The following is a 25,448-nucleotide window of genomic DNA, read 5'->3' on the forward strand; positions in this document are numbered from 1 at the left end:
TCCGCCGTCGGTGCCCCCGCCGCGGCGCGGCGACATCCTGGCATGCTCGGCCCATGCAGTTCCCCCCGCACACCACCGCCGTCCTGTTGCCGGGCTCGGGCTCGGACGCCGACTTCGCGCTCCGCGCGTTCGCGCCGCTCACCGCGCTGTGCGCGCGCACCATGGCGGTCGACGCGACGCCGCCGTCAGTGGTGGCCGGATACCGCGCGGCGCTGGACGCGGCCGCCGCCGACGGACCGCTGCTGGTCTGCGGGGTCTCCCTGGGCTCGGCCGTCGCCGCGGGCTGGGCGCTCGAGCACCCCGACGCCGATGCGACGCTCGTCCTCACCCTGCCGCCGTGGTGCGGCGCGGCCGGGCCGGAGGTACCCGCGGCGATGTCGGCGCGGGTGACCGCGGACGTCGTCGACGAGGTGGGCGCGGCCGAGGCGATCGCCCGGATGCGGGCGGGCAGCCCGCCGTGGCTGGCGCGGGAGCTGAGCCGCTCGTGGGCCGCGCACGGCGACTTCCTCGCGCCCGCCCTGCGGGAGGCGGCGGGGTTCGCCGCGCCGACGGAGTCCGCGCTCGGCGGACTGGTCGCGCGCACCGTCGTGGTCGGCGCGGAGGGCGACCTGATCCACCCCGTCGCCACGGCGCGCACGTGGGCGGCGGCGATCCCCAACGCCTCCGCGGTCGTGGTCGACCTCGCGGACCTCGGCCCCGACCCGGCCGTCCTGGGCCGGGCGGGGCTCGACGGCCTTACTGCTGGTTGTTGAGCCGGGTCAGCGCGGATCCCTGGGTGAGCCGGTCCTGATTGCTCTGCCGCAGGGCTGCGGGGCCCTCGGCGGCGGCGCGCTGCGCGACCTGCGCGGCGATCGCCGCAGCGGCCTGCTCCTGCTGCGCCTGCTGGGCCGCCATGGCCTCCTGCAGCTGCTGCACCAGCTCGGCGGGGAGCTCGATCTCCAGGTGGTCGCGGGCGGGGCGCGGGTCGATGCCGCGGCGGATCACCGTCTCCGCGAGCATGGCGCGCGCGAGCTGAGCGGCCTGATCGGCGTTCTCGAGCGGCGCGGCGACGACGATGCGGACCATCCACCGCGGGCCGTCGACGCCGATGAAGCGGAGCACGCCGTCGGGCTGGGTGCCGACGACCTCGCGGCCCCAGTGGCCGTCCTCGATCGCGACCTGGGCGCCGTTCTCGCGGAGTGAATCGGCCAGCTCGGTGACCACCTCGCGCCACTGCCCGCCCGACTTGGGCGCCGCGAAGACGCCCGGCGTGATCCGGCCGACGGGGGTGTCGAGGTGCACGCCGACGGGAACGCCCTCGGGGCTCATCTCGACCTGCAGCTGCGACTCCGGCGGCATGGCGAGGATGATCGAGCCGAGATCGAGCCGGCCGTCGTCGAGGCCCTCGGTGCTCTCCAGGGAGTTGAGGTCGTACGGGCCGGCGCCGGTGCCGAGCTCCTGCGCCTCGTCGTCGTCCGCGGGGACCGGCGCCGTGTGGTGCTCGGGCTGCCCGATCGTGGCGTACGGGTCGACACTCGCGGTGCTGCGCTGCTTGGACTTGCGGCGGCCGAGGGCCATGAACGGTGCTCCTTGGGTCTTCGAGGGTTCGGTGGTGACGTTAGTGGGAGGACTCGAGGCTGGCGTGGCCGCCCGACGAGCCGTAGCCGCCGGCGCCGCGGACCGTCTCGTCGAGGAACGAGACCTCCTTGAAGTCGGGCAGCTCCACGCGCTGCACGAGCAGCTGGGCGATGCGGTCGCCGCGCTTGATGTCGACGGCCGTCTCGCGGTCGGTGTTGAGCAGGCACACCTTGATCTCGCCGCGGTAGCCGGCGTCGATGGTGCCGGGCGTATTGACCACGGTGAGACCGTGTTTCGCGGCGAGACCGGATCGGGGGTGGATCAGGCCGACGGTGCCGTGCGGCAGCGCGATCGCCACGCCGGTGGCGACGAGCGTGCGGGCGCCGGGTTCGATCCGCACGTCGGTCGTCGAGTACAGGTCCACGCCCGCGTCGCCGGGATGTGCGCGCTTGGGGAGTGGGAGGCCCTCGTCGAGCCGCAGTAGGGGTATCTGGCTCACCATGGGATGCAGACTACGCTGAAGCCGTGTCGGAAGATCGAACAGTGAAGACCTCGAAGCCGGAGAACGGCTACACCGAGAGGCTGACGGTGCCGTGGTACTGGTGGCTCGCGGGAGCGGTCGTGGCGGGTCTGCTGTGTTTCGAGGTGACCCTCGCTGCGAAGTGGGGGGACTGGATGATCGGCGCGTTCGTGCTGATCGTCGCCGTGATCTCGGTGCTGCTCTGGTCGATGGGCCGCGGCAGCGTCGGCGTGCGCGGCGGTGAGCTGTGGGCGGGCAACGCCCACCTCCCGCTGGAGCTGATCTCCCGTGCCGCGGCCGTGCCGGCGGAGGCGAAGAGCGCGGCGCTCGGCCGCCAGCTCGATCCCGCGGCGTTCGTGTACCACCGCGGCTGGATCAAGACCATGATCGTCGTGGTCCTCGACGACCCCGACGATCCGACGCCGTACTGGATGGTCTCCACCCGGCATCCGGAGAAGATGCTCGCGCTCATCCCCGCCGCGACCACGCTCGGATAGCGAGCGGGCCGCCGCGGAGAAAGTAGCCGTCAGGCGCAGTCGATGCAGATCAGCTCGGTGCCGTCCGGATCGGCGAGCCGGCTGCGGTGGTACACCAGGAAGCAGCTGGTACAGGTGAACTCGTCAGCCTGCTTCGGCACCACCCGGACGCTCAGCTCCTCGCCCGACAGGTCGGCACCGGGGAGCTCGAAGGACTCGGCGGTCTCGCCTTCGTCCACGTCCACCGTGCCGGACTGGCCCTCGTTGCGACGGGCCTTCAACTCCTCGAGCGAATCCTCCGAGATCTCATCCGCCTCGGACCGCCGTGGAGCATCGTAATCAGTTGCCATGCCGTGTCATCCCCATCCTTGCTCGTACCCCTGGGCCTCAGGGTTTCCGAGACCGCCGGGCGCGTTGTTTCCCGCGCGAGCGGCCAGAGTGTAGCGCACTCGAAATCGGATGTCACGGACTTTCCGTGACGGTCCGGATTCCACCGCTCGTTGCCCCTCCAACGCACGATGGGCCCGGATGATTCCCGCGCGACTCCCGCGCCGCCTCCCCTGCCCGGGCGACGCCCTCCCGTACAGTCGGGGCCGTGGTTTCCCAGCTCACCGGCACGGGCCGGCGATTCGACCGGAACGGTGAACCGTTCCGGCGGCGCAACACGCTCCCGATCCTCATCGTGATCGCCGTCCTCGCCGTCGTGGCCATCGCGACCTGGGCCCGCGCCATGTCCTCCCAGGAGGAGACCGCAGCGCCCGTGTCCTGCCCGCCGCCGCCGGCCCCGTCGGCCTCGGCGGCGCCGACGACGGGCGCCGCGGCGCGCGCGGGGGCCACCGCGCCGGCGCCCGCGCCCGCGTCGGGGAAGTTCGACGTCGTCTCCCCCGATGACCTGGTCTCGGTCCGGCCCGCACCGCTCGCCGCGTCGACGGTGCGCGTGCTCAACGCCTCGGGCCAGGCGGGCCGCGCGGAGACCACCCTGAACAAACTCGCCGACTACGGGTTCGGCGCACCCACCACCGGCGCCTACGGCAACGACCCGGTCTACCCCGAGATGGCCTGCCAGGCGCAGCTGCGGTTCGGCGACTCGGGCCGGGCAGCGGCCGCAGCGGCCTGGATCATCGCCCCGTGCGCGGAGCTGGTGGACGACGGGCGGCGCGACAACTCGGTCGACCTGGTCCTGGGCACGTTCTTCACCGATCTCGAGCCCAGCACCGATGCGCAGGAGATCCTGCGGATCCTGCGGGCGGCTCCCGCGGGTGCGGCCGACGGCGGGGCGAACCCCGCCCTCGTCTCGGCCGTGCACAGCCAGTCCTGCAACCGCTGAGCCGCTCCGCTCACCACTGATCCGCCCCGCGGCCGGGTGCCGCCGCCTTAGAGGGCCTCGAGCCCTCCGGCCTCGCGCAGGAGTGCGATCAGCCCGTCGGCGATGCCCGGCGCGGCCGCGAGGGTCAGGGCGCCGTCATCGCTCGTGGAGTCCGCGGCGGGCACGATCACAACCGCACCGGCCTCCTGCGCGACGAGGGCGCCTGCGGCCCAGTCCCACGGGCTGAGGCCGTGCTCGAAATGCGCGTCGGCGCGGCCGGCGGCCACCATGCACAGGTCGAGGGCGGCGGAGCCGATGCGTCGCACATCGCGGACCGCGGGCAACAGCTGCGCGAGAACCCGGCCCTGCTTCTCGCGGCGCTCGCGGGAGTACCCGAAGCCGGTCGCGACCAGGGCCAGCGCGGGGTCGGTGATCGGGTTCGCCCGGAGCCCGCGGACCGTGCCGTCGGGGGCGATCTCGCGCGCACCCTCGCCCAGGGCGGCGGCGTAGACGGTGCCGTGCACCACGTCGGCGACCGCGCCCGCCACGGACACGCCGTCGACCTGGGCGCCGAGGGAGACGGCGTAGGCGGGCACCCCGTAGAGGAAGTTGACGGTGCCGTCGATGGGGTCGACGATCCAGCGGACCGCGCCGGGCTCCCCCTGCTCGCCACCGAACTCCTCGCCGAGGACGGCGTCGTCGGGCCGCAGCTCCGCGAGCCGCTCCCGCACGAAGCGCTCGGTCTCGGTATCGACGACGGTGACCGGGTCGGTGGGCGTCGACTTGGTGGTCACACCCTCCGGACGCGTCCCGTCGGCGCCATCGAATGCATTGGCGCCGAAGACCTCCGCCCGGCGGGCCGCGACGCGTTGCGCGGCCTCCGTGACGACGGCGACGGCGATCTCGGACAACTCCCACCGGTTAAGTTGCACGCCCACCACAGAACCACAATCCGCGGTACTTTGTCAGCGCCGGGGGCACCCGGGCGGAGGACTGCGGTCCGGCACCTCAAGGAATGCGGAGTAGGCAATGGCGGAGAATCTGGGGTTCGGCGTCGACATCGGCGGCAGCGGCATCAAGGGCGGCATCGTAGATATGGACACGGGCGACTTGGTCGGCGAGCGCTTCAAGGTGCCCACGCCGCAGCCGTCCACGCCGGGCGCGTGCGCCGGCGCGGTCCGCGAGGTCATCGAGCACTTCGACTGGGCCGGCCCCGTCGGGATCACCGTCCCCGCGGTCGTGACGAACGGCACGGTCCGCAGCGCGGCGAACATCGACCCGGGCTGGATCGGCGCCGACGCGAGCGAGCTCTTCACGTCCACTCTCGATCGTCCGGTCACTGTGCTCAACGACGCGGACGCGGCGGGGCTGGCGGAGGACCGGTACGGCGCCGGCCGCGACTTCGACGGGGTGATCCTGCTCCTGACCCTGGGCACCGGCATCGGCTCGGCGCTGATCTATCGCGGGACCCTGGTGCCCAACACCGAGTTCGGCCACATCGAGGTCGAGGGCAAGGAGGCCGAGCACCGGGCGGCCAGCTCGATCAAGGACCGCCGCGGATGGAGCTACGAGAAGTGGGCGGGCCAGGTCAGCCGCGTCTTCCGCGAGTACGAGAAGCTGCTCTGGCCGGACCTGATCATCGTCGGCGGAGGCATCAGCCGCAAGGCCGACAAGTGGGTCCCGCTGCTCGAGGTGAAGACTCCGGTGATCCCCGCGAAGCTGCTGAACACCGCCGGGATCGTGGGCGCGGCGATGGCGTCGCAGCGCGGCTGATCCGTCCGGTTCGGGCGCTTTGACCGCAGGTGAATGCGGGCGGAGCGACCGGATCGTTACAATGGGGTGCCGGCGTCGAAACGCCGGAACAGACGCCGGTCTCCCTCGCCTCCGGTCGCCTCAGCCACCACCGACGCCGCGCACGGCTCGGAACAGGTGTTGTTGTCGCGCCCGGGAAGCGGTTCCGGCGCATGCAGGCACAGTAGGAAAGGGCGTACGTGGCAGCGACGCAGACCAGCTCCAGCGCACCGTCGGCAGACGGCGTGGACGGTTCGGCCACCTCGGCGGAGACCCCCGCCAAGAAGACCACCGCCAAGAAGGCTCCCGCGAAGAAGGCCGCGGCCAAGAAGGCCCCGGCCAAGAAGGCGGTGGCGAAGAAGGCCCCCGCCAAGAAGGCCCCGGCCAAGAAGGCGGCCGCGGGTCCGGCGAAGCGCACGGCGAAGAAGGCCGCGGGCAAGAAGGACGCCTCGGCGGCCGGCGCCGAGGGCGGCGCCGAGGACGAGGTCGATCCGGAGCTCGACGGCGATCCCGATCCCACGGAGCTCGCGGACGAGGAGGTCGCGCTCGACGCCGACGACGCCGCGGACGACACCGCGGATGCGAAGGCGAAGAGCGCCGTCACCAAGCCCGCCCCGGCGGACGCGGAGGACGAGGAGCCGTCCGAGCAGGACAAGGCATCGGGCGACTTCGTCTGGGACGAGGAGGAGTCGGAGGCGCTGCGACAGGCCCGCAAGGACGCCGAGCTCACCGCCTCGGCCGACTCCGTGCGCGCCTACCTCAAGCAGATCGGCAAGGTCGCGCTGCTCAACGCCGAGGAGGAGGTCGAGCTCGCCAAGCGGATCGAGGCCGGCCTGTTCGCCGAGCAGCAGATCAACCGCTGGCTCGAGCGCGGCGAGAAGCCCGCGATCGGCATCCGGCGCGACATGAACTGGATCGCCCGCGACGGCAACCGCGCCAAGAACCACCTCCTCGAGGCCAACCTGCGCCTCGTGGTCTCGCTGGCCAAGCGCTACACCGGCCGCGGCATGGCGTTCCTGGACCTGATCCAGGAGGGCAACCTCGGCCTGATCCGCGCGGTCGAGAAGTTCGACTACACCAAGGGCTACAAGTTCTCCACGTACGCCACCTGGTGGATCCGGCAGGCGATCACCCGCGCGATGGCCGATCAGGCCCGCACCATCCGCATCCCGGTGCACATGGTGGAGGTCATCAACAAGCTCGGCCGCATCCAGCGCGAGCTGCTCCAGGACCTGGGCCGCGAGCCCACCCCGGAGGAGCTGGCGAAGGAGATGGACATCACGCCGGAGAAGGTGCTGGAGATCCAGCAGTACGCGCGCGAGCCGATCTCGCTGGACCAGACCATCGGCGACGAGGGCGACAGCCAGCTCGGTGACTTCATCGAGGACTCGGAGGCCGTCGTCGCGGTCGACGCGGTGTCCTTCACGCTGCTGCAGGACCAGCTCCAGTCCGTGCTGGACACCCTGTCCGAGCGCGAGGCCGGCGTGGTCCGCCTGCGGTTCGGCCTCACCGACGGTCAGCCGCGCACTTTAGACGAGATCGGTCAGGTTTACGGCGTGACGCGGGAGCGCATCCGCCAGATCGAGTCGAAGACGATGAGCAAGCTGCGGCACCCGTCGCGCTCGCAGGTCCTGCGCGACTACCTCGACTAAACGTCTCCCACCGAACGGCCCGGCGGTCTCCGCCGGGCCGTTCGGCGTTCTAGCCGAGTTCCTCGACGAACGCGAGGAGGTCGCCGGCGTAGTCCTGCGGCACCTCGAGGGCCGCGAAGTGCCCGCCGCGCGGCATCGTCGTGTACCGGACCACGTTCGCCGCGCGCTCGCACCAGCTGCGGGGCGACTGGGCCTCGCGCGGGTAGATGGCCATCGCGGTCGGCACGGTGATCCTGGTGGCCTCGCCGCCCCACCCGTCCGCGGCGTAGCTGTCCGCGGCGGTGGCGGCGGTCTGCGTGAACCAATAGATGCTGAGATTGGTGAGGAGCTCGTCGCGCCCGCCGAAGGCACCGTCGACGTCATGATCCTGGGACCCGGTGTCGATCAGCCCGATCATCCAGGCGGCGAGCCCGGCGGGACTGTCGTTGAGCGCGGGGCCGACGATCTGCGGCTTCGTGGACTGGACGGCCGCGTAGCCGCCCTGGGTGGCCCACCAGTACTGGATGAACTCGGCGTAGGCGCGCTCCTCCTCGTCCAGATCCGTCTCCGCGCCGGTCGGGTACTCCGCGTTCGTCAGGTGCAGGCCGGCGACCCGGTCCGGGTGCCGCCGCGCGAGCTGCGAGCCGACGACGGTGCCGACGTCGCCGCCCGCCACCACGAACTTCTCGTAGCCGAGTACCTCGGTCATGAGACGCTGGAACAGGTCCGCGGTCGCGGTGCTCGAGAGCGCGTGCCCGCCGGTGAACGCGAAGCCCGGCAGCGAGGGCACGACGCAGTCGAAGCCGCGGGCGGTGAGGTCGTCGAGCACGCGCCGGTACCGGAAGGGCGTATCCGGCCATCCGTGCAACAGCAGGATCGCGCCGCGGGAGTCGGCGGCGACGCGATGCAGGAAGTGGAGCGGGCGACCGTCCACCTCGGCCCGGAACTGCGGTACGGCGTTGAGCCCCGCTTCGGCGCCGCGCCAGTCGAACCCGTCGGCCCAGTACGCGACGAGATCGCGCAGGTACTCGCCGGACGTACCGCGGGCGAAGTCGGTGTTGGGGGCGACGTCCGGGAAGCGGGTCGCGCGCAGCCGTTCCTGCAGCTGGGCGATCTCCGCGTCGGGGACGTCGATGGTGAAGGCGGACACGGTCATGGCATCTCCGATCAGAGGGTGATCCGAATCACCTGGGAGTATTCGCCGCTTACGTCCGCTTCGCATCCTGAAAGGCGCCTGCCCGCGATCCGCCCGCGTGATCACCGCTCGGCGGTCTCGCCGCGGCCCGTCACCCACAGCGGTCCGGTGACCAACCAGATGACGGTGATCACGCCGAGGGTCCCGAAGACGCCCATCAGCGCCTCGCGCTGGGTGTCGTCGGCGACGGTGTAGCCCAGCCCCAGCGAGACGGCGCCGGCGATGGCGACGGCCCCGAGCCACCGGTAGAAGTCCGACCACTCCTTGCGGGTCCGCTCGGGCCCGAGCTTGGGCACCTTCCGCGGCGCGGGCCCACCGGCGAAGCGGTGGGCGAAGCGTTCGTCCGCCCAGGCGATCATGCGGTGCCCGAACATCACGGTGCATCCGAGGTAGATGCCCGCGAGCCGGTGCGCGAAGCCCACCTCGCCGCCGCGGTACAGGTCGATCGCGACGGCCGCGATCAGCACCACGTCGAGCAGCGGCACCAGCGCCAGCGCGATCATCCCCGGGCGGCGCCAGCGCAGGATGTACCGCATCGCGAGGCCACCGACCACGAGGACCCAGAAGCCGATCTCGCACGCGGCGATCGTCCACAGCACCGGATTGTTCAGCTCTCCCATGCCGCCCACTGTGCCGCGCCCGCGCGCCGTCGTCGTCCCCCCGGTGGCCCGTGGGCCCTCCCCCTTTCGGTGGACCCGCCGGCCGCGGCGATGTGCTGCAATGGGCGCATGAGGTCGGTGCTGAGCGGGTGGTCGTCGGAGTACGCCGCCGTGCCGGCCTTCGGCATCTGCCTGGTGGGCGCGGTGCTCTGGGGCGCCGGCGGGTGGTCCGTCAACTCGCGGACCGAGGACTTCTACCCGTGGCAGGTCAAGCTCGGGCTGCTGGGCGGCGCACTGGCGATCCAGCTGCTCGCCCGGCGCCGCCCGGCCGCGGCCTTCGGCCTCATGCTGGCCCTGGTCGCCTGGGACTTCACCTTCGGGCCGTCCGTGGTGCTGTGGATCGCCCTGTCGGACGTGATCTACCTCGCGGTGGCGACGGGGTCCGAACGGCTGCGGGACGTCGTCTCGGTGACGGTGCTGGTGCTCACGGTCGTGCTCGGCGTCGGCGCGACCGCCTTCGTCGGGGTGAAGGCCGGCATGTACGCCGTGCTGATCCTCATCGCCGTGATCTGGTCGCCGATCGGCTACGGCCGGGCGGTGCTCGCCTACCGCCGGCTCGCGGAGCTCGAGCGCGAGGAGGGTGAGTCCCGGCGCGCCACGGCGCTCGCGGACGAGCGGCGGCGCCTCGCACGGGAGCTGCACGACACCGTCGCCGGACACCTCTCCGCGGTCGCGATCCTCGCCGACGCCGCGCAGCGCACGCCCGAGAATCCGGCGGTGCTGCAGTCGATCCGGTCCGGCAGCCTCGCCGCGCTCGAGGAGATGCGGGCCACGATCAACCTGCTCACCTCGCCCGACGACGCCGCCGTCCGCACCACCCTCGAATCCCTCGAGCCGCTCATCGAGACGGCGGGGGCCGCGGGCGTGTCCGTCCGGCTCCGGCTGCCCGACGGTCCGCTGCCCACCGCCGTCGAGGCCACCCTCACGCGAATCCTCGGTGAGGTCATCACGAACGCCACCAAACACGCCCCCGGCGCCGCGCTGGAGGTCGACGTCGACGTCACCGAGGAGCACCTGACCATGACCGCCGCGAACGCCCTGCTACCCGGCCCGACCGGCTCCGGAGACGGCCTGCGCAACATCGCCTTCCGCGCGGAGTCCATCGGCGGGTCGGCGACCGCGGGACCCGACGACGGGGCGTGGGTGGTCCGGGCGACGATCCCGATGGAGGTGGCGCGGTGACGGCCACCGTCGTCCTGGCGGACGATCACGCGGCGATCCGGGCGGGCCTGCGCCTGCTCCTGGAATCGACCGGGGAGGTGCGGGTGATCGGCGAGGCGGCCGACGGTGCCGCCGCCCTGCGGCAGGCGCGGGCCCTCAAGCCGGACGTGGTCGTGATGGACGTCCGCATGCCGCGGGTCGACGGGCTCGCAGCGACGGCCTCCGTCGTGGCCGAGACCGACAGCGCCGTGCTGGTGCTGACGACCTTCGACCTCGACGAGTACGTCCTCGGCGCGCTGAGCGCCGGGGCGAGCGGCTTCCTGCTCAAGTCGGCGGGCGGCGACGAGCTGATCCGCGCGGTCCTGGCCGTCGCGGCCGGCGACGCCGTACTCGACCCCAAGGTCACCCGGGCGGTGATCGCGGCGATCCCCCGTCCCGGCGCCGAGCCCGCGGCCGTCGACCTCAGCGCGCTCACCGACCGCGAGCGCGACGTCCTCGCCGGGCTCGGCGAGGGCCTGTCGAACCAGCAGATCGCGCGGCGTCTCGACATCGGCGAAGCCACCGTGAAGACGCACGTCTCGCGGGTGCTGATGAAGCTCGGCGTGCAGTCACGGGTGCAGGCAGCAGTCGTCGCCGCACAATCCGGTTTGAATTAGGGCTTGACCTCAACAATGCTTCGGGTTATTTGATGGACTCGTTCCGGAAAACGACCCGAGGAGACATCATGACCGCCATCGACACCGCAGCCCCGTCGACCTTCCGCCCGACCCGCACGACCGCCGTGCTGGGCGCCGTCGGCCTGTCCCTACTCACGAACCTCGCCCTGTGGCTGATCGGCCTCGTCGCGGGCGGCGACTTCACCATGACCGACGAGGCCGGGGTCCGCGCCTCGGTCGCCCCCGGCGGCGTCGTCCTCATGACGGTGGTACCGCTGGCCGTCGGCATGACCGTGGCCGTGCTGCTCTCGAAGCTGTGGGCCCCGATCCTGCGGGTCGCCGCCGTGGTCGGCGCCGCGGCATCGCTCGGCACCATCGCGGGCACCCTGGCCGCGGACTTCGACGGACCGTCCACGGTGATGCTCTCGCTGATGCACGTGGTGATCGCCGCGGTGCTGGTCATCGCCCTGGAGGCGCTGTTCCGCCGCGTGCGCTGATCACCGCGGGACCCGCGGTCGCCGGCGCGGCCGGCGACCGCGGAGGATCCGTACCCTCACTCCCTCACCGGGTGAGGGTACGGATCCAGTTCCGGGTGGCGGCGGGGTCGATCACGTCGTCCAGCTCGAAGGTGGTGGCGGCGTGCAGCGCCCGGCCGCGTTGGTACGCGAGTGCCAGCAGCTGGTCGAAGAGCTCGGCGCGGGCGGCCTCGTCGGGCGCGGCGGCGAGTTCCTTACTGAAGCCCAGCCGCACCGCGCCCTCGAGGCCCATCCCGCCGATCTCGCCCGTGGGCCAGGCGACGGTGAACTGCGGGGCGTGGAAGCTGCCGCCGGTCATGGCCATCGCGCCGAGGCCGTAGCCCTTGCGCAGCACGATCACGCCGAGCGGCACCGTGAGCCGCGCACCGAGCACGAACAGCCGGGAGAACCGCCGGACGGTGGCGTGCTCCTCAGCCTCGGGCCCGACCATGAACCCGGGGGTGTCGCACAGCGAGATCACCGGGAGCCCGTGCGCCTGGGCCAGTTCCAGGAAGTCCGCGAGCTTGTCCGCCGCCTCGCCGTCGATCGCGCCGCCCAGATGGCGGGTGCTGTTCGCGATGAGCGCGTACGGCTTCCCCTCCACCCGGACCAGCGCGGTGATGATGCCGACGCCGTAGTCGCGGCGCAGCTCGAGCGTCGAGTCCTCGTCGACGATGGCGGCGATCGCGGCGCGGACGTCGTAGGCGCGCAGCCGGTTCTCCGGGACCACGTGGCGCGCGGCGCGCGGATCGGGCGCGGTCCAGGCGTCGACGGGCCCGGCGAAGTAGCCCAGGTATCGGCGCGCGCGATCGACCGCGTCGGCCTCGTCGTCGGCGACGACGTGCACGACGCCGTTGCGGCGCTGCACGTCGATGGGGCCGATGGCCTCGGGCGGGAACTCGCCGAGCCCACCACCCGAGATCATCGCCGGCCCGCCCATGCCGAGGTTGGCGTCCGGCGTGGCGATCACGACGTCGCAGATGCCCGCGAGCGCCGCGTTCCCGGCGAAGCAGCGGCCGGAGACGACGGCGATCAGCGGCACCCGCCCGCGCAGCGCGCCGAGCGACCGGAACGTGGGGACGTCGAGGCCCGCCACGATGTCGAGATCGGTGTCGCCGGGGCGGCCGCCGCCGCCCTCCGCGAACAGCACGATGGGCACGTTCCGGCGGTCCGCGACGTCGATGAGCCGGTCGGTCTTGGCGTGGTTGCGCCAGCCCTGCGTGCCCGCGAGCACGGTGTAGTCGTACGAGATCACCATCGCCTCGGCACCGCCGATCGTCGCGAGGCCGCCGATGAGCCCATCCGCGGCGCCGGTCGCGATGAGCTCCTCCTCGGAGCGGCGGGCCCGCTGCGCCGGCAGGAGCAGCGCGCCGTACTCGGTGAAGCTGTCCGCGTCGACGAGGTCCTCGATGTTCTCGCGCGCGGTGCGCCGGCCGATCCGCCGCCGCTTGGCCACAGCCTCCGGGCGGCCCTCGTCGAGCGTGACGCGGTGCCGCTCGCGCACCTCGTCGAGGTCCGCGCGGGGCCGGTCGAGATCGAGCGCGTCGGCCGCGTCGTCGGCGGCCGCCGCGCCGTCGGCGGGGGCGTACGTCAGGAGCGGGGTACCCGCGGTCACCGTCTCCCCCGGCCGCACCAGCACGTCGCCGACGGTGACCGACACGGGCAGCGTCTGCTCGTGCTCCATCTTCATGGCCTCGAGCACGACCAGGGCGGTACCGGGTTCGGCGGCCGATCCGGCCTCGGCGACGGCGACGACGGTGCCGGTCAGCGTCGCGGTGAGTACGTCCCCGTCGAGCTCGACTGCGGGCGTCGATGCGGGGGCGGCGGTCTCGGGCACGAGGTCACCGATCCGGCGCGCGAGGTAGCCGGTGTCGACGGGGCCCGAACGGAATTCGGGATCGGCGAGGACGGCGCGCAGCAGGGCGACGTTGGTACCGGGGCCGTCGATCACGAACTCCCCCAGCGCCGCGTCGGCCTTGGCGTAGGCGCGCGCCGGCGTGGCGGCCCGCACGATCACCTTGGCGAGCAGGGAGTCGTACCGGGCGGAGGTGGCCAGGCCCGGCCGACCGTAGCCGTCGACGCGCACGCCGGGACCGGTCGGCGGCGTGTAGCCGGCGAGGACGCCCGCCGAGGGGAGCACGGTGCCGTCGCGCTGCGGCACCTCCAGGTTCACGCGCGCCTGCACGGCGGTGCCGTGGGCGCCGGCGGGCGTTCCGCTGACGGCGCCGTCGCGGCATCCGATCGCGGGCGGCAGGCCGAGATCGCCGAGCGGTGCGCCCTCGGCGAGGGCGAGCTGTGCGGCCACCAGGTCGACTCCGGTCACCTCCTCGGTCACGGTGTGCTCCACCTGGATCCGGGGGTTCACCTCGAGGAAGACCGCCCGGCCGTCGCGGACCAGGAACTCGACGGTCGCGAGGCCGCGGTAGCCGGCGGCGGCGCAGAGCCGGGCGGCGTGGCCGTGCAGCGCGGAGCGCAGGCCGACGTCCAGCGCCGGCGCGGGCGCGACCTCGACGAGCTTCTGGTTGCGGCGCTGCACGCTGCAGTCGCGGTCGCCGAGCGCGACGGCGGTGGTTCCGTCGCCGATGACCTGGACCTCGATGTGCCGGGCGCCGGTCTGCAGTTCCTCGGCGAAGACACGGCCGCCGCCGAAGCCGAGCTCGGCCTCGGAGACGCAGGCGCGGTAGGCGGATTCGAGGTCCTCGTCGTACCGGGGGCCGGGCAGTACGGCGCGCATGCCGCGGCCTCCGCCGCCCGCGACGGCCTTGATCATGACGCCGGCCGCGCGGCCGGCGGCGAAGGCGCGCACCGCCTCGAGGTCGGCCCCGCCGTCGGTGGCGGCGGGCACCGGGACCCCCGCGGCGACGGCGGCCGAGCGCGCCGCGGCCTTGTCGCCGAAGGTGCGGAGTACGTCGGGGTCGGGGCCCACGAAGGTCAGGCCGGCGACGGCGCAGGCCGCAGCGAAATCGGCGTTCTCCGCGAGGAAGCCGTAGCCGGGGTGCACCGCGTCGGCGCCGGTGCTCGCGGCGGCCGTGACGATCGCGTCGCGGTCCAGGTAGGCAGCGGGGCCGGAGCCCGCGAGTGCGACGGCGTCGTCGGCGGCGGCGACGTGCGGGGTGTCGGCGTCGTCCGCGGCGTAGACCGCCACGGTCGGGATGCCGAGTTCCCGTGCGGTGCGGATGATCCGCAGCGCGATCTCCCCGCGGTTGGCGATGAGCAGCTTCACTTCGACTCCCCCTGGTGGATCGCGGCCGCCACGTTCTCCGCGGCCACCGCAGGACTTCCTTCTGATGCCGCGCCTGCGATCTGCGCCGCCCTCTCGAACAGCACGCCCTTGCGCACCTTGCCCGTCGCCGTCATCGGCAGCGCGTCGACGACCACGAAATCGGGCACCTTGTAGCCCGCCATGTTCTCCCGCGCCCACGCGGTGAGCTCGGCGACGTCCACGGGCCCCGCCGAGACGACGAAGGCGAGCGGCACCTGCCCCTTGCGCGCATCGGGCCGCGGGACGACCGAGACCGAGCCGATCGACGGGTGATCCTTGAGCAGCGCCTCCACTTCCGACGGGAAGACCGACATGCCGTTGACCTTGATCATCTCCTTCGTCCGCGCGAGGTAGTGCACCGCGCCCCAGTCGTCGATCCTCCCCACGTCGCCGGTGTGCAGCCAGCCGTCGCGGATCGCCTCGGCGGTCGCGTCGGGCCGGCGGTGGTAGGCGGTGAGGATCGACTCGCTGCGTACCACGATCTCGCCGGTCTCGCCGAGCGGGACGGGCGCACCGTCGGGGTCGACGACGAGGATGTCGGTGCCGGGCACGGGAAGCCCGCAGAAGACGGGGTCGGCGGTGAGGTCCCGGTCGCCGTCCTGGAAGCCGAGCGTGAACGTGTCAGCGGTGTGCGTCTCGGTCATGCCGTAGGAGGCCTCGCGTAGGACTCCGCCGGTCAGGGCGCGCCAGCGGGCCCGCAGCTCCGGGGTCAGCTTGAGCACGAAGGAGACGGCCAGCGGGTTGACGACGGTGCGGAAGGCGGCACCGTCGAACCCGGGCAGGTCCATGAGCTCGACGTAGTTGTCCACCGTCGCAACGGTGTCCGTCACGCCGTACCGGGCGATGAGCGCGGCGGCGACGGCCGGGTCCCACCGGGTCATGAGCACGATCGTCTGGCCGTTGAGCAGCGGCTTGAGGATGCCGAAATCCTCACCGGCGATCCAGAACACGGGCAGGAAGTTCAGCCCGACGGGGGCGCTCTCCCCCACCGCGGTGCCGCCCGCCACGGTGGCGGTGGCCGCCGTGTAGGCCATGTGCCGCTGGGTGTGCTCGCAGCCCTTGGGCAGGCCGGTGGTGCCGCCGGTGTAGTTGAGCGCGGCGAGCGCATCCGGGTCGGAGTCCCGGACCGGCGCGGGCGCTGCGACGACCACACGGTGCCAGTCGCTGCGCGGGTCCGGCGCGATGTCGAAGGGCGCCGGGGCGTCCGGGAGCGGCGCGGTGTCCGCGAGGAGATCGCCCAGGGCCGTGGCGAAGACGGTGCGCACCGGAGTCTGCGCGCGCACCGTCTCCACCAGGTCCAGCAGGTCGGTCTGCGCCAGCAGCACGCCGACACCGGCGTCGTCCAGCTCGTGCTGCAGCTCGCGGCCCTTGAGCAGCGGGTTGACCGGAACCTGGACGGCGCCCAGCTTGAGGATGCCGAGCATGGCGATCGCGAACTGCGGGCAGTTGCCCAGGTAGACGCCGACCGCGTCGCCCGCGCGGACCCCCGCGTCGAGGAGCAGGCCCGCGAACCGGTCCGAGAGCTCGTCGTACTCGGCGTAGGTGACCTCGCGGCCGTAGAAGGCCATCGCGACGGTGTCGGGCCGGTGCCGCGCCCAGTACCGGAGGTGCTCCACCATTGCGGGCGTTTCCGCGGGGTACTCGACGGTGCGCGGCACCTGCGCCGGCCAGTTCCGCAGGCGCAGTGCGCGGATCTCGTCGGCGGTGGCGTCGAGTGCGGCGGCGACGGCGGTGTTCCGGTCGGTCATGGGGCTCCTTCGGTGCGTCGGCTCCGTCAGAAGCCGATCAGTCGTTCGGCCACGCGGATCTGATCCGCGATGAAGCGCTCGCGCGCGGCGGGGCTGTCGCGCGCCACGCGCTTCGCGCCGTGGTGGATGGTGTCGTTGAGGATGGTGACCAGCGTCGCGGGCGGCAGGCACAGGTCGACGGTGGAGGGATCGAGGGATTCGAGGTAGGCGGTGTAGCGCCGGTGCGTGCGCCGGGTGGTGCGGTCCCAGATCGCGGCGACATCCTCCCGGACCGGGGCCATCGCGTCGAACAGGGCGACGAGCCCGCCGTTCGCGAAGACCGCGTCGGCGTAGGCCCGCATCGTGGCCGCGATGACCTCGCGCGGCACCTCGGTCTCGATGCCGTCGAGCATCTGCGTCGCCTCCAGCTCCGCGCCGATCCGGTCCACGAGGGCGAGGAGGATCTCGTCCTTCGACCGGAAGTACGCGTAGAAGGTGGGCCGGGAGGTCTGCGCGCGGGCGGCGATGAGCTCCACCGTGGTGGCCGCATAGCCGAGGTCGTCGAAGCAGTCGGCCGCCGCCCGGAGGAGTTCCTCCCGGCGGGCGCCACCGGCGTCCTTGCGGTTCGCGCGGGCCCGCTCCTGTGATTCGCTGATCGTCACGCTCACGAGTCTGCTCGGCTCCGCTCGGACCTTCAAGGACGCCGGTGCCGGCTCACACCGACGCGGGGATCCCGGGCACCGCGTTCGGATCCTCGCGCACCGCCCGGCCGTTCGTCTCCTTGAGGAAGTAGGCGCTGGCGAGGGTCACCAGGCCCATGGCGGCGAGGTAGACCGAGACGAACGTGGAGGACTGCGTCTCGGCGATGATGGCGGTCATGATCAGCGGGGCGACGCCCGAGACGGCGACCGCTGCCAGCTGGTAGGCCAGCGAGGCACCCGAGTAGCGGATCCGGGGCTCGAAGAGCTCCGCCATGAACGCGGCGAGCGGGCCGTAGGTGAGCGCCTGCCCGAAGCTGGAGACGAACATCGCGACCAGCAGCAGCCCGATGTTCGTGGTCTCCGCGAGCCAGAAGAACGGGAACGCCCAGGCGATGAGCACGGCGCCGCCGACCAGGATCAGCGGGCGGCGACCGACGCGGTCGGACACCGCACCCGCGGCCATGATCACGAGCGGCATGACGACCGAGGTGGCGAGCACGCACGCCAGGATCGAGTTGCTGCTCATGCCCAGGCCGCCCGCGGAGGGCTTCTTGCTGCCGTAGCTCACGAAACCGGCGATGGAGACGTAGAACGCGGAGTTGGTGCCGGCCAGCAGCCCGGCGCCGAGCAGGATCTTTCCCCAGTGCCCCCGGATCGCCTCGGACAGCGGCGCCGCGGCGACCGTCTCCTTGCCCGCGTTCTTGGCCGCGACCTCGCGCTGGAGGGCGAGGAACTCCGGCGAATCCTCGATCTTCTTGTGGATGTACATGACGACCGGCACCAGGATCGCGCTGGCCCAGAAGGGCACGCGCCAGCCCCAGCTGAGGAACGCGGCGTCGTCGAGGACGCCGTTCATCAGGATCATCATCAGGTTGCCCAGCAGCAGGCCGAGCGGAACGCCCATCTGCCCGAAGGTCCCGGCGAATCCCCGCTTCTTCGGTCCTGCGGACTCGGTGAGCAGGAGCACCACACCGCCCCATTGGCCGCCGCATGCGAGGCCCTGGACGAAGCGCAGGGACACCAACAGGATCGGGGCGAGCGAGCCGATCGCGCTCGCGGTGGGCAGGCAGCCGATGAGGAAGGTGGCCGCCCCCATCGCGGTCAGACACCAGATGAGCATCGGCTTGCGGCCGATCTTGTCGCCGAAGTGCCCGGCCAGGATCCCGCCCAGCGGCCGGGCGATGAAGCCCACCGAGAACGTCGCGAAGGCCATCAGCGTGCCCATCAGCGGCGAGAGGTCCGGGAAGAAGACCTTGTCGAACACCAGGGCTGCGGCGGTGCCGTAGACGAAGAAGTCGTACCACTCGATCGAACTGCTCACCAGTCCGGCGGTGAGCAGCTTGCCGTGCGACTTCTTCTTCACCGGCGCGACGGCACCGGGCTCGCTGGTCTGTGTCATGGATGGCCCTTCGTGAGAGTTGTGATCCCCGACACAGAGAATGCTTGACGTTGACGTTCGAGTCAACCGATTCCGAGAAATTGCTAAGCGTTTGCTTACGCAGCTGGGAGACCGTTTCCAGTGCTTCGGACCCGTTCGGCACCGGCTCCGGCCCCGATCACGTACAAAGAGCACATGGCACTCCTCGAACCCGATTTCCCGTCCGCCAACGGCCGCGACACCGTCCACGCCTGGATCTACACGCCGGTCCGCGAGCCCCGCGCGATCGTGCAGGTGATCCACGGCCTCGGCGAGCACTCGCGCCGGTACCTGCGCCTGATCACGGCGCTGCTCGACGCCGGCTTCGTGGTGGCCGCCGAGGACCACGCGGGACACGGCGCGACGGCGATGGACTCGGGCGTGTGGGGCGACGCGGGCGAGGACGCGGCGCACGTCCTCGTCGCCGACGCCGCCGCGCTCCGCGCGAAGGTCCGGGAACTCCACCCGGGCCTGCCCTACGTCGCCTTCGGGCACTCGATGGGCTCGATGATCGCCCGCGGGCTCGCCACCGCGCAGCCGGACGGGATCGACGGCCTGGTGCTGTGCGGGATCGCCGCGCAGATCGCCGGGATCGACGGTGTCGTCGACCGCGCGGCGCTCGCTGCTGAGCCCGATCAGGCCGGGCCCGCGCCCGCGCACTACGTCGGAGAGCTGTTCGACGGCTTCGTCTCCCGGTTCGGCGCGGGCGCGGGCCCCACCGACTGGGTCGCGCGGGACGCGGACGTCGTGCGGGACCACGCGGTCGACCCGTTCAACAACTTCGGCGCCCCGCTGTCGGCCCGGTTCCTGCGCGGCTTCATCGAGTTGTACGACGCCGCGAACGGCGACGCCTTCTACGCCGCACTCCGTCCCGAGACCCCCGTGCTGATCCTCGCCGGCGACCAGGATCCGGTCGCCAACTACGGCGAGGGCGCGTACCACGTGGCCAACGCCCTCGTCGCGTCCGGACACCCCGACGTGCGGACGCGCGTCTACCCCGGTGTGCGGCACGAGGTGCACAACGAGCCCGAGACCCGCGACGACGTGACCGCCGAGCTCATCGCCTTCGTCGAGCGCGTGATCGCCTGACGTGACTTCCGGTGATCTCCAGCGGGTCGACCTGAACCTGCTCGTCGCGTTCGACGTCCTCATGGCCGAACGGAGCGTCACCCGCGCCGCGACTCGGATGCACCTCGGGCAACCCGCGATGAGCGCCTCGCTGGCGCGCCTACGACGACTCTTCGACGATCCGCTGCTCGTCCGCGAGGGCCGGACGCTGGTGCCGACGCCCGTCGCGGAGTCGCTCATCGCGCCCGTCCGGCAGTCCCTCGAGCTCATGGCGGGAGCGCTCCGCCAGAGCAGCGTCTTCGACCCGTCGACCGAGGAGCGGACCTTCACCATCCTCGCCACCGACTACTTCCTCGTAGTACTGCTGCGTCCGTTGCTCGCCGGCCTCCGGCGCGAGGCGCCGGGCGTGCGGATCCACGTGCGCCAGATCGGCGAGGACTACGCCGACGTGCTCCGGCGGGGCCTCTTCGACCTGTGCATCGTTCCCCGCGAGTCGCAGCGTTCCGACGTCCCGATGCACAGCGAGGACCTGTTCGGCGACCGTTTGGTCTGCGCTGTGGATTCCGAGAATCCCGAGGTGGGAGAACGGTTCTCCATGGAGCACTTCCGATCCCTGCCGTACGTCGCCTTCGCCGGCGGCGAGACCCTGCAATCGACGGCACAGGGTCGGCTGCGATCGCTGGGGATCGACCGGCCCGTGGACGTCTCGGCCCACGGCTTCGTCGCCGCGCTGCTCATGCTGCGTGACACTCCCCTGTTCACGCTCGTCCACGAGCGCCTCGGACGGAGCCTCGCCGAGCCCGCCCGCCTCAAGCTGCTCGATCCCCCCGTGGATTTCGACCCGATCACCGCGGCGATGTACTGGCTGCCCCGACAGGACGACAGCCCCGCACACCAGTGGCTGCGCCTCCGGCTCCGCGAAGCCGCAGCCGCCTTGAACACATCATTCTGATCGATACTTGACATCGATATTCATCGGTAACCCCTGTGCCTCCGGCGGCGCTAGCGTCGAGGGAGATCGACCGCGAATCCGTCGAAATCCACCGGAAAACAGGAGCTCTCATGAAGTTCGTCACCTTCCACCGCCCGGGTGACCCCCGCCCGCGCCTGGGCCTCGACAACCGCGATGAGTACAGCTACACCGACCTCACCGGCCGCTTCCCCGACGATCCGGACTTCGCATCCATGCTCGCCCTGATCGACGGCGGGCAGCCCGCCCTGGACAAGGCCTGGGCCGCCTACCTCCGCCTCGACGCCGACTCGATCGTTCAGCGGGATGTGGTGACCCTGCTCGCGCCGTTCCGGCCCCGCCGCCTGCGTGACTGCTCGCTCATCGTCGCGCACCTCCGCCCGAGCCTGGTCCGGACGGTGCAGTGGCTCGGCACGCACGGCGACGAGCGTCCGCTCCCGACCGCCATGGCTGCGACCGATCGCCTGATGTCGGCGCTCTACGACCCCGCCGCCTCGATCGGCTTCGCCGACCGCGACCCCGACACCGGCGCGGCGCCTGGTGGCGTTCTCACGTGGCCGAGCGCCAGTGAGATCCTCGACTACGAGCTCGAACTGGCCGTCGTGATCGGCAAGTCCGGCCGGGACGTCACCGCGGAGGACGCCGAAGCCCACATCTTCGGCTACACCGTCTACAACGACTGGTCCCTCCGCGACGTCCAGGCCCGCAACATCCTCGGCAGCGGCGATGTCCACGGCGACGCGAAGGACTTCCCGCACAGCAACGCGATCGGCCCCTGCGTCGTCACCAAGGACGAGGTCCCCGATCCGCGTGGTCTCGCGATGACGGTCCGCGTCAACGGACAGGTGTGGGGTCGCGGCTCGTCGTCGGAGATGGTCCACGGCTTCGACGACGCCGTGGTCGAGCTCAGCCGAGGCGCCGATGTTCGGGCCGGCGAGGTCTGGGGTACCGGAACCGTTCCCGGCGGTTCGAGTTTCGAACTCGGCCGCCGCCTGCCCCGTCCGGCCCTCGTGGAGCTGGAGGTCGAGCGCATCGGCACGCTCGCCCACTACGTCGTCCCCGAATCCTGATCTGTCCGCTACGGAGAAAGGTCCACCATGACCACCCGTCCCGCCCTCCTCGATGATCCCCGGCTCATCCGGCTCACCGACGAGGTCTTCGTCTTCGGCACCTACCCCTACAGCGGCCTCGTCGTGACAGACGAGGGATGCATCGCCGTCGACGGCCCGATGTCGCCGACCATCTGTGCGCCCTGGAAGGCATTCATCGACTCGAAAGGCCCGCTGCGGTATCAGGTGTACTGCGAGCACCACTCCGACCACACCATCTCGGCCCCCTACCTGCGACCCGAGGTCCTCGTGTCGTCCGAGACGACACGCGGGGTGATGGACACCGATGAGATGGCCCAGGAGGCCATGCGCACCTGGGGTGCCTACCCGGACGTCGACGCCGCCGTCATCGACGCGTACACGATGGCCTACCCGACGCTCACCTACCGCGGCCGGATGACGATCGAGCTGGGCGGCAAGCGGTTCGTACTGTTCGAGGCACCCGGGCACACCATGGGATCGACGGTCGTGCACGCGATCGACGATCGGGTGGCCTTCATCGCGGACCTCGGCATGACCCCGGCGATCCAGTCGGGCGACCCCGTCGCATGGCTCACCACGATCGCACTGCTCGAGACGCTGGACGTCGACTGGTACGTGCAGGGCCATATGGACCCGATGCGTCGCGAGGACCTGCACACGTGGCGAACGGCCCTCCTCGAAGCACTGGACATCGCGCGCCGACGTGATCGCGCGGGCCTCACTGCGGATGAGATCGTCCAGCAGGGCGGCGTCTTCGATATCGCAAGCATTCTCGGGGGAAGGACCTTCCTGGGGCGTGGTGACATCCCGCCCGGCCTGCTCACCTTCGGTGCGAGCACGCTGCAGACCGTCGGGGCCGAGCGGATGGCCGAGGCCGTGCACCGCCATCCCACCGATTCGCTCTCGGCCGCAGTCGGCCCCGTCAGCACGCAGGAGTGAGTTCGATGAGCCAGGACGTCTTCATCATCGGTGTCGGCATGACGCCCTTCGGTGTGCACGAGGCCGAGACCGTCCCGACGATGACGGCCCGCGCCGTACGGGAGGCCCTCGCCGATGCCGGCATCGCGCCGTCCGCGGTGGACGGCGCCTTCTTCGCCAACACCACACAGGGCCCGTTGGAGGGGCAGGCGATGATCGCCGGTCAGATCGCGCTCCGCGGAATCGGTTTCGAGCGGCTCCCGATCTTCAACGTCGAGAATGCCTGCGCCAGCGGATCATCAGCGCTGAATCTCGCGATCACCAGCGTGCGGGCCGGCGAGGCGTCCGTCGCCCTCGCGGTGGGCGCCGAGAAGATGAACACCGGCGACAAGGCGAAGACGATGGGCGTCTTCGACGGCGCCTACGACCTCTCGGACCCCGTTGCGCTGGAACGCACCCTCGCCGCGCTCGGCGGCGAGGTCGACACCAGCGGCGCCGGGCAGCGCAGCATCTTTATGGACATCTACGCCGCGATGGCGCGCAACCACATGGTGACCTTCGGCACTACGCAGGCGCAGATCGCCGCTGTCTCGTCGAAGAATCACCGACACTCGGTGGACAACCCCCTCTCGCACTACCGCAAGACGATGAGTGTCGAGGAGATCCTGGCGGCGCGGGCGCTCGCCCACCCGCTGACCGTCCCCATGTGCTCGCCGCTGACCGACGGCGCGGCTGCCGCGATCGTCTGCACCGCCGAGGTCGCCGCGCGGATCGCCGGGCGGCGGAACGTCCGGGTCCTCGCATCCGTCGCCGGGACGAGCGTCGAGCGCGAGACCGGCGACCACCTCAGGCACGTCACGCGGCTCGCGGGCGAACGTGCGTACGAGCGTGCCGGCATCGCGCCGAGCGACGTGGACGTCGCGGAGGTGCACGACGCCACGGCGTTCGGTGAGCTCGCGATCAGTGAGCACCTCGGCTTCGTCGAGCCCGGCGGAGGCGGCGCCGCCGCCGAGGCCGGGGAGACGACCATCGGCGGCCGTATCCCGATCAACACCTCCGGCGGGCTCGAGTCGAAGGGCCATCCCCTGGCCGCGACCGGGCTCGGACAGGTCTTCGAGCTCGTCACGCAGTTGCGCGGCGAGGCCGGGGCCCGGCAGGTCGACGGTGCGCGGCTCGCCCTCGCCGAGAACGGCGGAGGCTTCAGCCCGTTCGGCACCGGCGAGGAGGCCGTCGCCGTGGTCACGATCCTCGAGGCGCCCTGATGGCCGTCATCGACTTCTTCGACCGCGGCTGGGCCGGCAACACCGACGGGGACGCGTTCGTGATGGGCGAGCGGCGCTGGACCTACCAGGAGGCCGGCGAACTCACCTGCCGCATCGCCTGGGGCCTGCTCGACACCGAGGTCGCCCGGACGGGCAACACGGCGGTGCTCGCGCCGAACGACCCAGTGGCGTGGATGTGCGTGCTCGGCATCTGGCGGGCCGGGCGCACCTGGGTGCCGCTGCACCCTGGTGAGCCCGCCGCCGCCTCGGCGCAACTCATGCAGCGCTTCGACTGCGAGGCCCTGTTCTTCCACAGCTCGATGCGCGCCGAGGCGGAGGAGATCCGGTCCGCTCTCCCCCACGTGACTCTCATGGTCTGCATCGACACGGACTGCGGCGGCGCCCATGTGGCGCTGGAGCAGTGGGTATCCGCACGCGCGACGACACGGCCCGCCGTCGCGTACGACATGGACGACGTCGTGATGATCTCCCCCACCGGCGGGACCACGGGCGTGCCGAAGGGCGTGATGAACACGCACCGGACCCTGGCGAACTCCTGCGCGCACATGATGATGGCCTTCCACTACGACGCCGGCGAGCGCATCGTGAATCTGGCCGCGGCGCCGCTCACGCACTCCGCGGGGATCGTGAGCCTGCCGGCTACCGCGCGGGGCGGCACCGTCGTCCTCGTCGAGCGGCCCGACCCCCCGTCGGTGGTCGCGGCGATCGAGCGGTATCGCGTGACGGACCTGTTCCTGCCCCCGACGGTGATCTACCGGATGCTCGATTGGGTCCAGGGGCGCGACTGCGACTTCAGCTCACTGCGCTACTTCGTGCACGGGGCCGCGCCGATGTCGGTCGAGAAGCTCAGACGAGCGATACAGACCTTCGGCCCCGTCATGACGGCGGCGTACGGACAGACGGAGGCGTTCGCGGCGATCGCGTACGCCCGCCCGGACGAGGTAGCGGGGTCGGATGCGCGCCTGCGGTCCTGCGGTCGGCCGTACCCGCTGATCTCGGTCGAGATCCGCGACCGTTCCGGCGCCGCGGTGCCCCGGGGCGAGACGGGCGAGATCTGCGTCCGCGGCGATCTCGTGATGAAGGGCTACTACAAGCAGCCCGACAAGACCTCCGAGACGCTCGTCGACGGCTGGCTCCACACCGGCGACGTCGGCCACCTCGACGAGGACGGCTACCTCTACATCACCGACCGGACGAAGGACGTGATCATCTCGGGCGGCTTCAACATCTACCCGAGCGAGATCGAGCAGGTGATCTGGGGCCACCCCGCAGTCGGCGATTGCGCCGTGATCGGCGTCCCAGACCCTGACTGGGGCGAGAAGGTGATCGCCGTCGTCGAACTATCCCCCGGCGGCGCGGTGACCGAGGCGGATCTCCTCTCCCTGGTGAAGGCGTCGCTGGGGAGCGTCCGGACCCCGAAACGGGTCGACTTCGTCCCCAGCCTGCCCCGCAGCGGCACGGGCAAGGTCCTCAAACGCGCGCTGCGGGACGACTACTGGTCCGATTCGGACAGCAGGATCTAGGGACCCGGTACGACGAGATCC

General features: G+C 71.7%; 24 protein-coding genes. 14 read left to right on the plus strand and 10 right to left on the minus strand.

The features are described from left to right. The first annotated feature begins 53 nt into the window (after nt 1-53). Nucleotides 54-752, plus strand: a complete 699-nt coding sequence (locus LB823_RS05230) for an alpha/beta fold hydrolase (RefSeq protein WP_224645707.1) — start codon at nt 54-56, stop codon at nt 750-752. Here the strand turns inward: LB823_RS05230 and LB823_RS05235 are convergent. Both LB823_RS05235 and dut read right to left on the minus strand, forming a co-directional pair. Next, complete coding sequence (locus tag LB823_RS05235; protein ID WP_224645708.1) at nt 736-1,557, minus strand: DUF3710 domain-containing protein; 822 nt, start codon at nt 1,555-1,557, stop codon at nt 736-738. The genes LB823_RS05230 and LB823_RS05235 overlap by 17 nt on opposite strands. Before the next feature lie 40 nt (nt 1,558-1,597). Next, on the minus strand, nt 1,598-2,059 hold the full coding sequence (gene dut, locus LB823_RS05240; RefSeq protein WP_212553016.1) for a dUTP diphosphatase: 462 nt from the start codon (nt 2,057-2,059) through the stop codon (nt 1,598-1,600). Nucleotides 2,060-2,100: 41 nt separating this feature from the next. Here dut and LB823_RS05245 point away from each other — a divergent pair, with 41 nt between their 5' ends. After that, complete coding sequence (locus LB823_RS05245; RefSeq protein WP_224645709.1) at nt 2,101-2,574, plus strand: DUF3093 domain-containing protein; 474 nt, start codon at nt 2,101-2,103, stop codon at nt 2,572-2,574. Between the two features lie 29 nt (nt 2,575-2,603). Here the strand turns inward: LB823_RS05245 and LB823_RS05250 are convergent, their stop codons facing one another. Then, nucleotides 2,604-2,903 carry a DUF4193 domain-containing protein gene (locus LB823_RS05250; RefSeq protein WP_068525100.1) on the minus strand — a complete coding sequence of 100 codons (300 nt, stop codon included), beginning with the start codon at nt 2,901-2,903 and terminating at the stop codon, nt 2,604-2,606. A 245-nt stretch (nt 2,904-3,148) separates the two neighbouring features. Here LB823_RS05250 and cei point away from each other — a divergent pair, with 245 nt between their 5' ends. After that, nucleotides 3,149-3,880, plus strand: coding sequence for an envelope integrity protein Cei (gene cei, locus LB823_RS05255; protein ID WP_224645710.1), 732 nt, complete (start codon nt 3,149-3,151; stop codon nt 3,878-3,880). Between the two features lie 47 nt (nt 3,881-3,927). Here cei and LB823_RS05260 read toward each other — a convergent pair whose 3' ends face one another. Beyond that, nucleotides 3,928-4,791, minus strand: coding sequence for an inositol monophosphatase family protein (locus LB823_RS05260; RefSeq protein ID WP_374201275.1), 864 nt, complete (start codon nt 4,789-4,791; stop codon nt 3,928-3,930). A gap of 97 nt (nt 4,792-4,888) precedes the next feature. On the opposite strand from LB823_RS05260, the gene ppgK reads away from it, so the two are divergent. Continuing rightward, on the plus strand, nt 4,889-5,632 hold the full coding sequence (gene ppgK, locus LB823_RS05265) for a polyphosphate--glucose phosphotransferase (RefSeq protein ID WP_224645712.1): 744 nt from the start codon (nt 4,889-4,891) through the stop codon (nt 5,630-5,632). Nucleotides 5,633-5,850: 218 nt separating this feature from the next. Next, complete coding sequence (locus LB823_RS05270; RefSeq protein ID WP_224645713.1) at nt 5,851-7,302, plus strand: RNA polymerase sigma factor; 1,452 nt, start codon at nt 5,851-5,853, stop codon at nt 7,300-7,302. Between the two features lie 49 nt (nt 7,303-7,351). Here LB823_RS05270 and LB823_RS05275 read toward each other — a convergent pair whose 3' ends face one another. Both LB823_RS05275 and LB823_RS05280 read right to left on the minus strand, forming a co-directional pair. After that, on the minus strand, nt 7,352-8,437 hold the full coding sequence (locus LB823_RS05275) for an epoxide hydrolase family protein (RefSeq protein WP_224645714.1): 1,086 nt from the start codon (nt 8,435-8,437) through the stop codon (nt 7,352-7,354). 101 nt (nt 8,438-8,538) lie between these two features. Further along, nucleotides 8,539-9,096 (minus strand): hypothetical protein, encoded by a 558-nt coding sequence (locus tag LB823_RS05280; RefSeq protein WP_224645715.1) that lies wholly within the window; start codon nt 9,094-9,096, stop codon nt 8,539-8,541. Between the two features lie 108 nt (nt 9,097-9,204). On the opposite strand from LB823_RS05280, the gene LB823_RS05285 reads away from it, so the two are divergent. From LB823_RS05285 to LB823_RS05295, 3 genes are all read left to right on the plus strand, one after another. Beyond that, the gene (locus LB823_RS05285; protein ID WP_224645716.1) at nt 9,205-10,317 is read left to right on the plus strand and encodes a sensor histidine kinase; all 1,113 of its coding nucleotides are present in this window, start codon (nt 9,205-9,207) and stop codon (nt 10,315-10,317) included. Next, nucleotides 10,314-10,952 carry a response regulator transcription factor gene (locus LB823_RS05290; RefSeq protein ID WP_224645717.1) on the plus strand — a complete coding sequence of 213 codons (639 nt, stop codon included), beginning with the start codon at nt 10,314-10,316 and terminating at the stop codon, nt 10,950-10,952. Before LB823_RS05285 ends, LB823_RS05290 begins: the two co-directional genes overlap by 4 nt. A 68-nt stretch (nt 10,953-11,020) precedes the next feature. Next, entirely contained in the window at nt 11,021-11,449 is a 429-nt protein-coding gene (locus LB823_RS05295; RefSeq protein WP_224645718.1) for a DUF6069 family protein, read from the plus strand. 64 nt (nt 11,450-11,513) lie between these two features. Here the strand turns inward: LB823_RS05295 and LB823_RS05300 are convergent, their stop codons facing one another. Genes LB823_RS05300 through LB823_RS05315 form a run of 4 tightly spaced genes read right to left on the minus strand, consistent with a single transcriptional unit; the run spans nt 11,514 to nt 18,556 of the window. Continuing rightward, nucleotides 11,514-14,690 carry a carboxyl transferase domain-containing protein gene (locus LB823_RS05300; protein ID WP_224645719.1) on the minus strand — a complete coding sequence of 1,059 codons (3,177 nt, stop codon included), beginning with the start codon at nt 14,688-14,690 and terminating at the stop codon, nt 11,514-11,516. Beyond that, nucleotides 14,687-16,477: an AMP-binding protein gene (locus LB823_RS05305; RefSeq protein ID WP_224645720.1), complete on the minus strand. Its 1,791-nt coding sequence runs from the start codon at nt 16,475-16,477 to the stop codon at nt 14,687-14,689. The genes LB823_RS05300 and LB823_RS05305 overlap by 4 nt, the downstream gene beginning before the upstream one ends. A 26-nt stretch (nt 16,478-16,503) precedes the next feature. Then, nucleotides 16,504-17,118, minus strand: coding sequence for a TetR/AcrR family transcriptional regulator (locus LB823_RS05310; protein ID WP_224645721.1), 615 nt, complete (start codon nt 17,116-17,118; stop codon nt 16,504-16,506). Nucleotides 17,119-17,170: 52 nt separating this feature from the next. Continuing rightward, nucleotides 17,171-18,556, minus strand: coding sequence for an MFS transporter (locus LB823_RS05315; RefSeq protein WP_224645722.1), 1,386 nt, complete (start codon nt 18,554-18,556; stop codon nt 17,171-17,173). Nucleotides 18,557-18,730: 174 nt separating this feature from the next. Here LB823_RS05315 and LB823_RS05320 point away from each other — a divergent pair, with 174 nt between their 5' ends. The 6 genes from LB823_RS05320 to LB823_RS05345 all read left to right on the plus strand — a co-directional run bounded on the left by LB823_RS05320 (nt 18,731) and on the right by LB823_RS05345 (nt 25,427). Beyond that, entirely contained in the window at nt 18,731-19,663 is a 933-nt protein-coding gene (locus LB823_RS05320; protein ID WP_224645723.1) for an alpha/beta fold hydrolase, read from the plus strand. A gap of 1 nt (nt 19,664) precedes the next feature. Continuing rightward, on the plus strand, nt 19,665-20,594 hold the full coding sequence (locus LB823_RS05325) for a LysR family transcriptional regulator (RefSeq protein WP_224645724.1): 930 nt from the start codon (nt 19,665-19,667) through the stop codon (nt 20,592-20,594). 110 nt (nt 20,595-20,704) lie between these two features. After that, nucleotides 20,705-21,682 (plus strand): fumarylacetoacetate hydrolase family protein, encoded by a 978-nt coding sequence (locus LB823_RS05330; protein ID WP_224645725.1) that lies wholly within the window; start codon nt 20,705-20,707, stop codon nt 21,680-21,682. Nucleotides 21,683-21,709: 27 nt separating this feature from the next. Continuing rightward, on the plus strand, nt 21,710-22,642 hold the full coding sequence (locus LB823_RS05335) for a hypothetical protein (protein ID WP_224645726.1): 933 nt from the start codon (nt 21,710-21,712) through the stop codon (nt 22,640-22,642). Nucleotides 22,643-22,647: 5 nt separating this feature from the next. Continuing rightward, complete coding sequence (locus tag LB823_RS05340) at nt 22,648-23,883, plus strand: thiolase family protein (RefSeq protein ID WP_224645727.1); 1,236 nt, start codon at nt 22,648-22,650, stop codon at nt 23,881-23,883. Then, complete coding sequence (locus LB823_RS05345; protein WP_224645728.1) at nt 23,883-25,427, plus strand: class I adenylate-forming enzyme family protein; 1,545 nt, start codon at nt 23,883-23,885, stop codon at nt 25,425-25,427. The genes LB823_RS05340 and LB823_RS05345 overlap by 1 nt, the downstream gene beginning before the upstream one ends. The last annotated feature ends 21 nt before the right edge of the window (nt 25,428-25,448 follow it).

The organism is Tsukamurella sp. M9C (genome assembly GCF_020169415.1).
In the GTDB taxonomy this organism is placed as follows: Bacteria; Actinomycetota; Actinomycetes; order Mycobacteriales; family Mycobacteriaceae; genus Tsukamurella.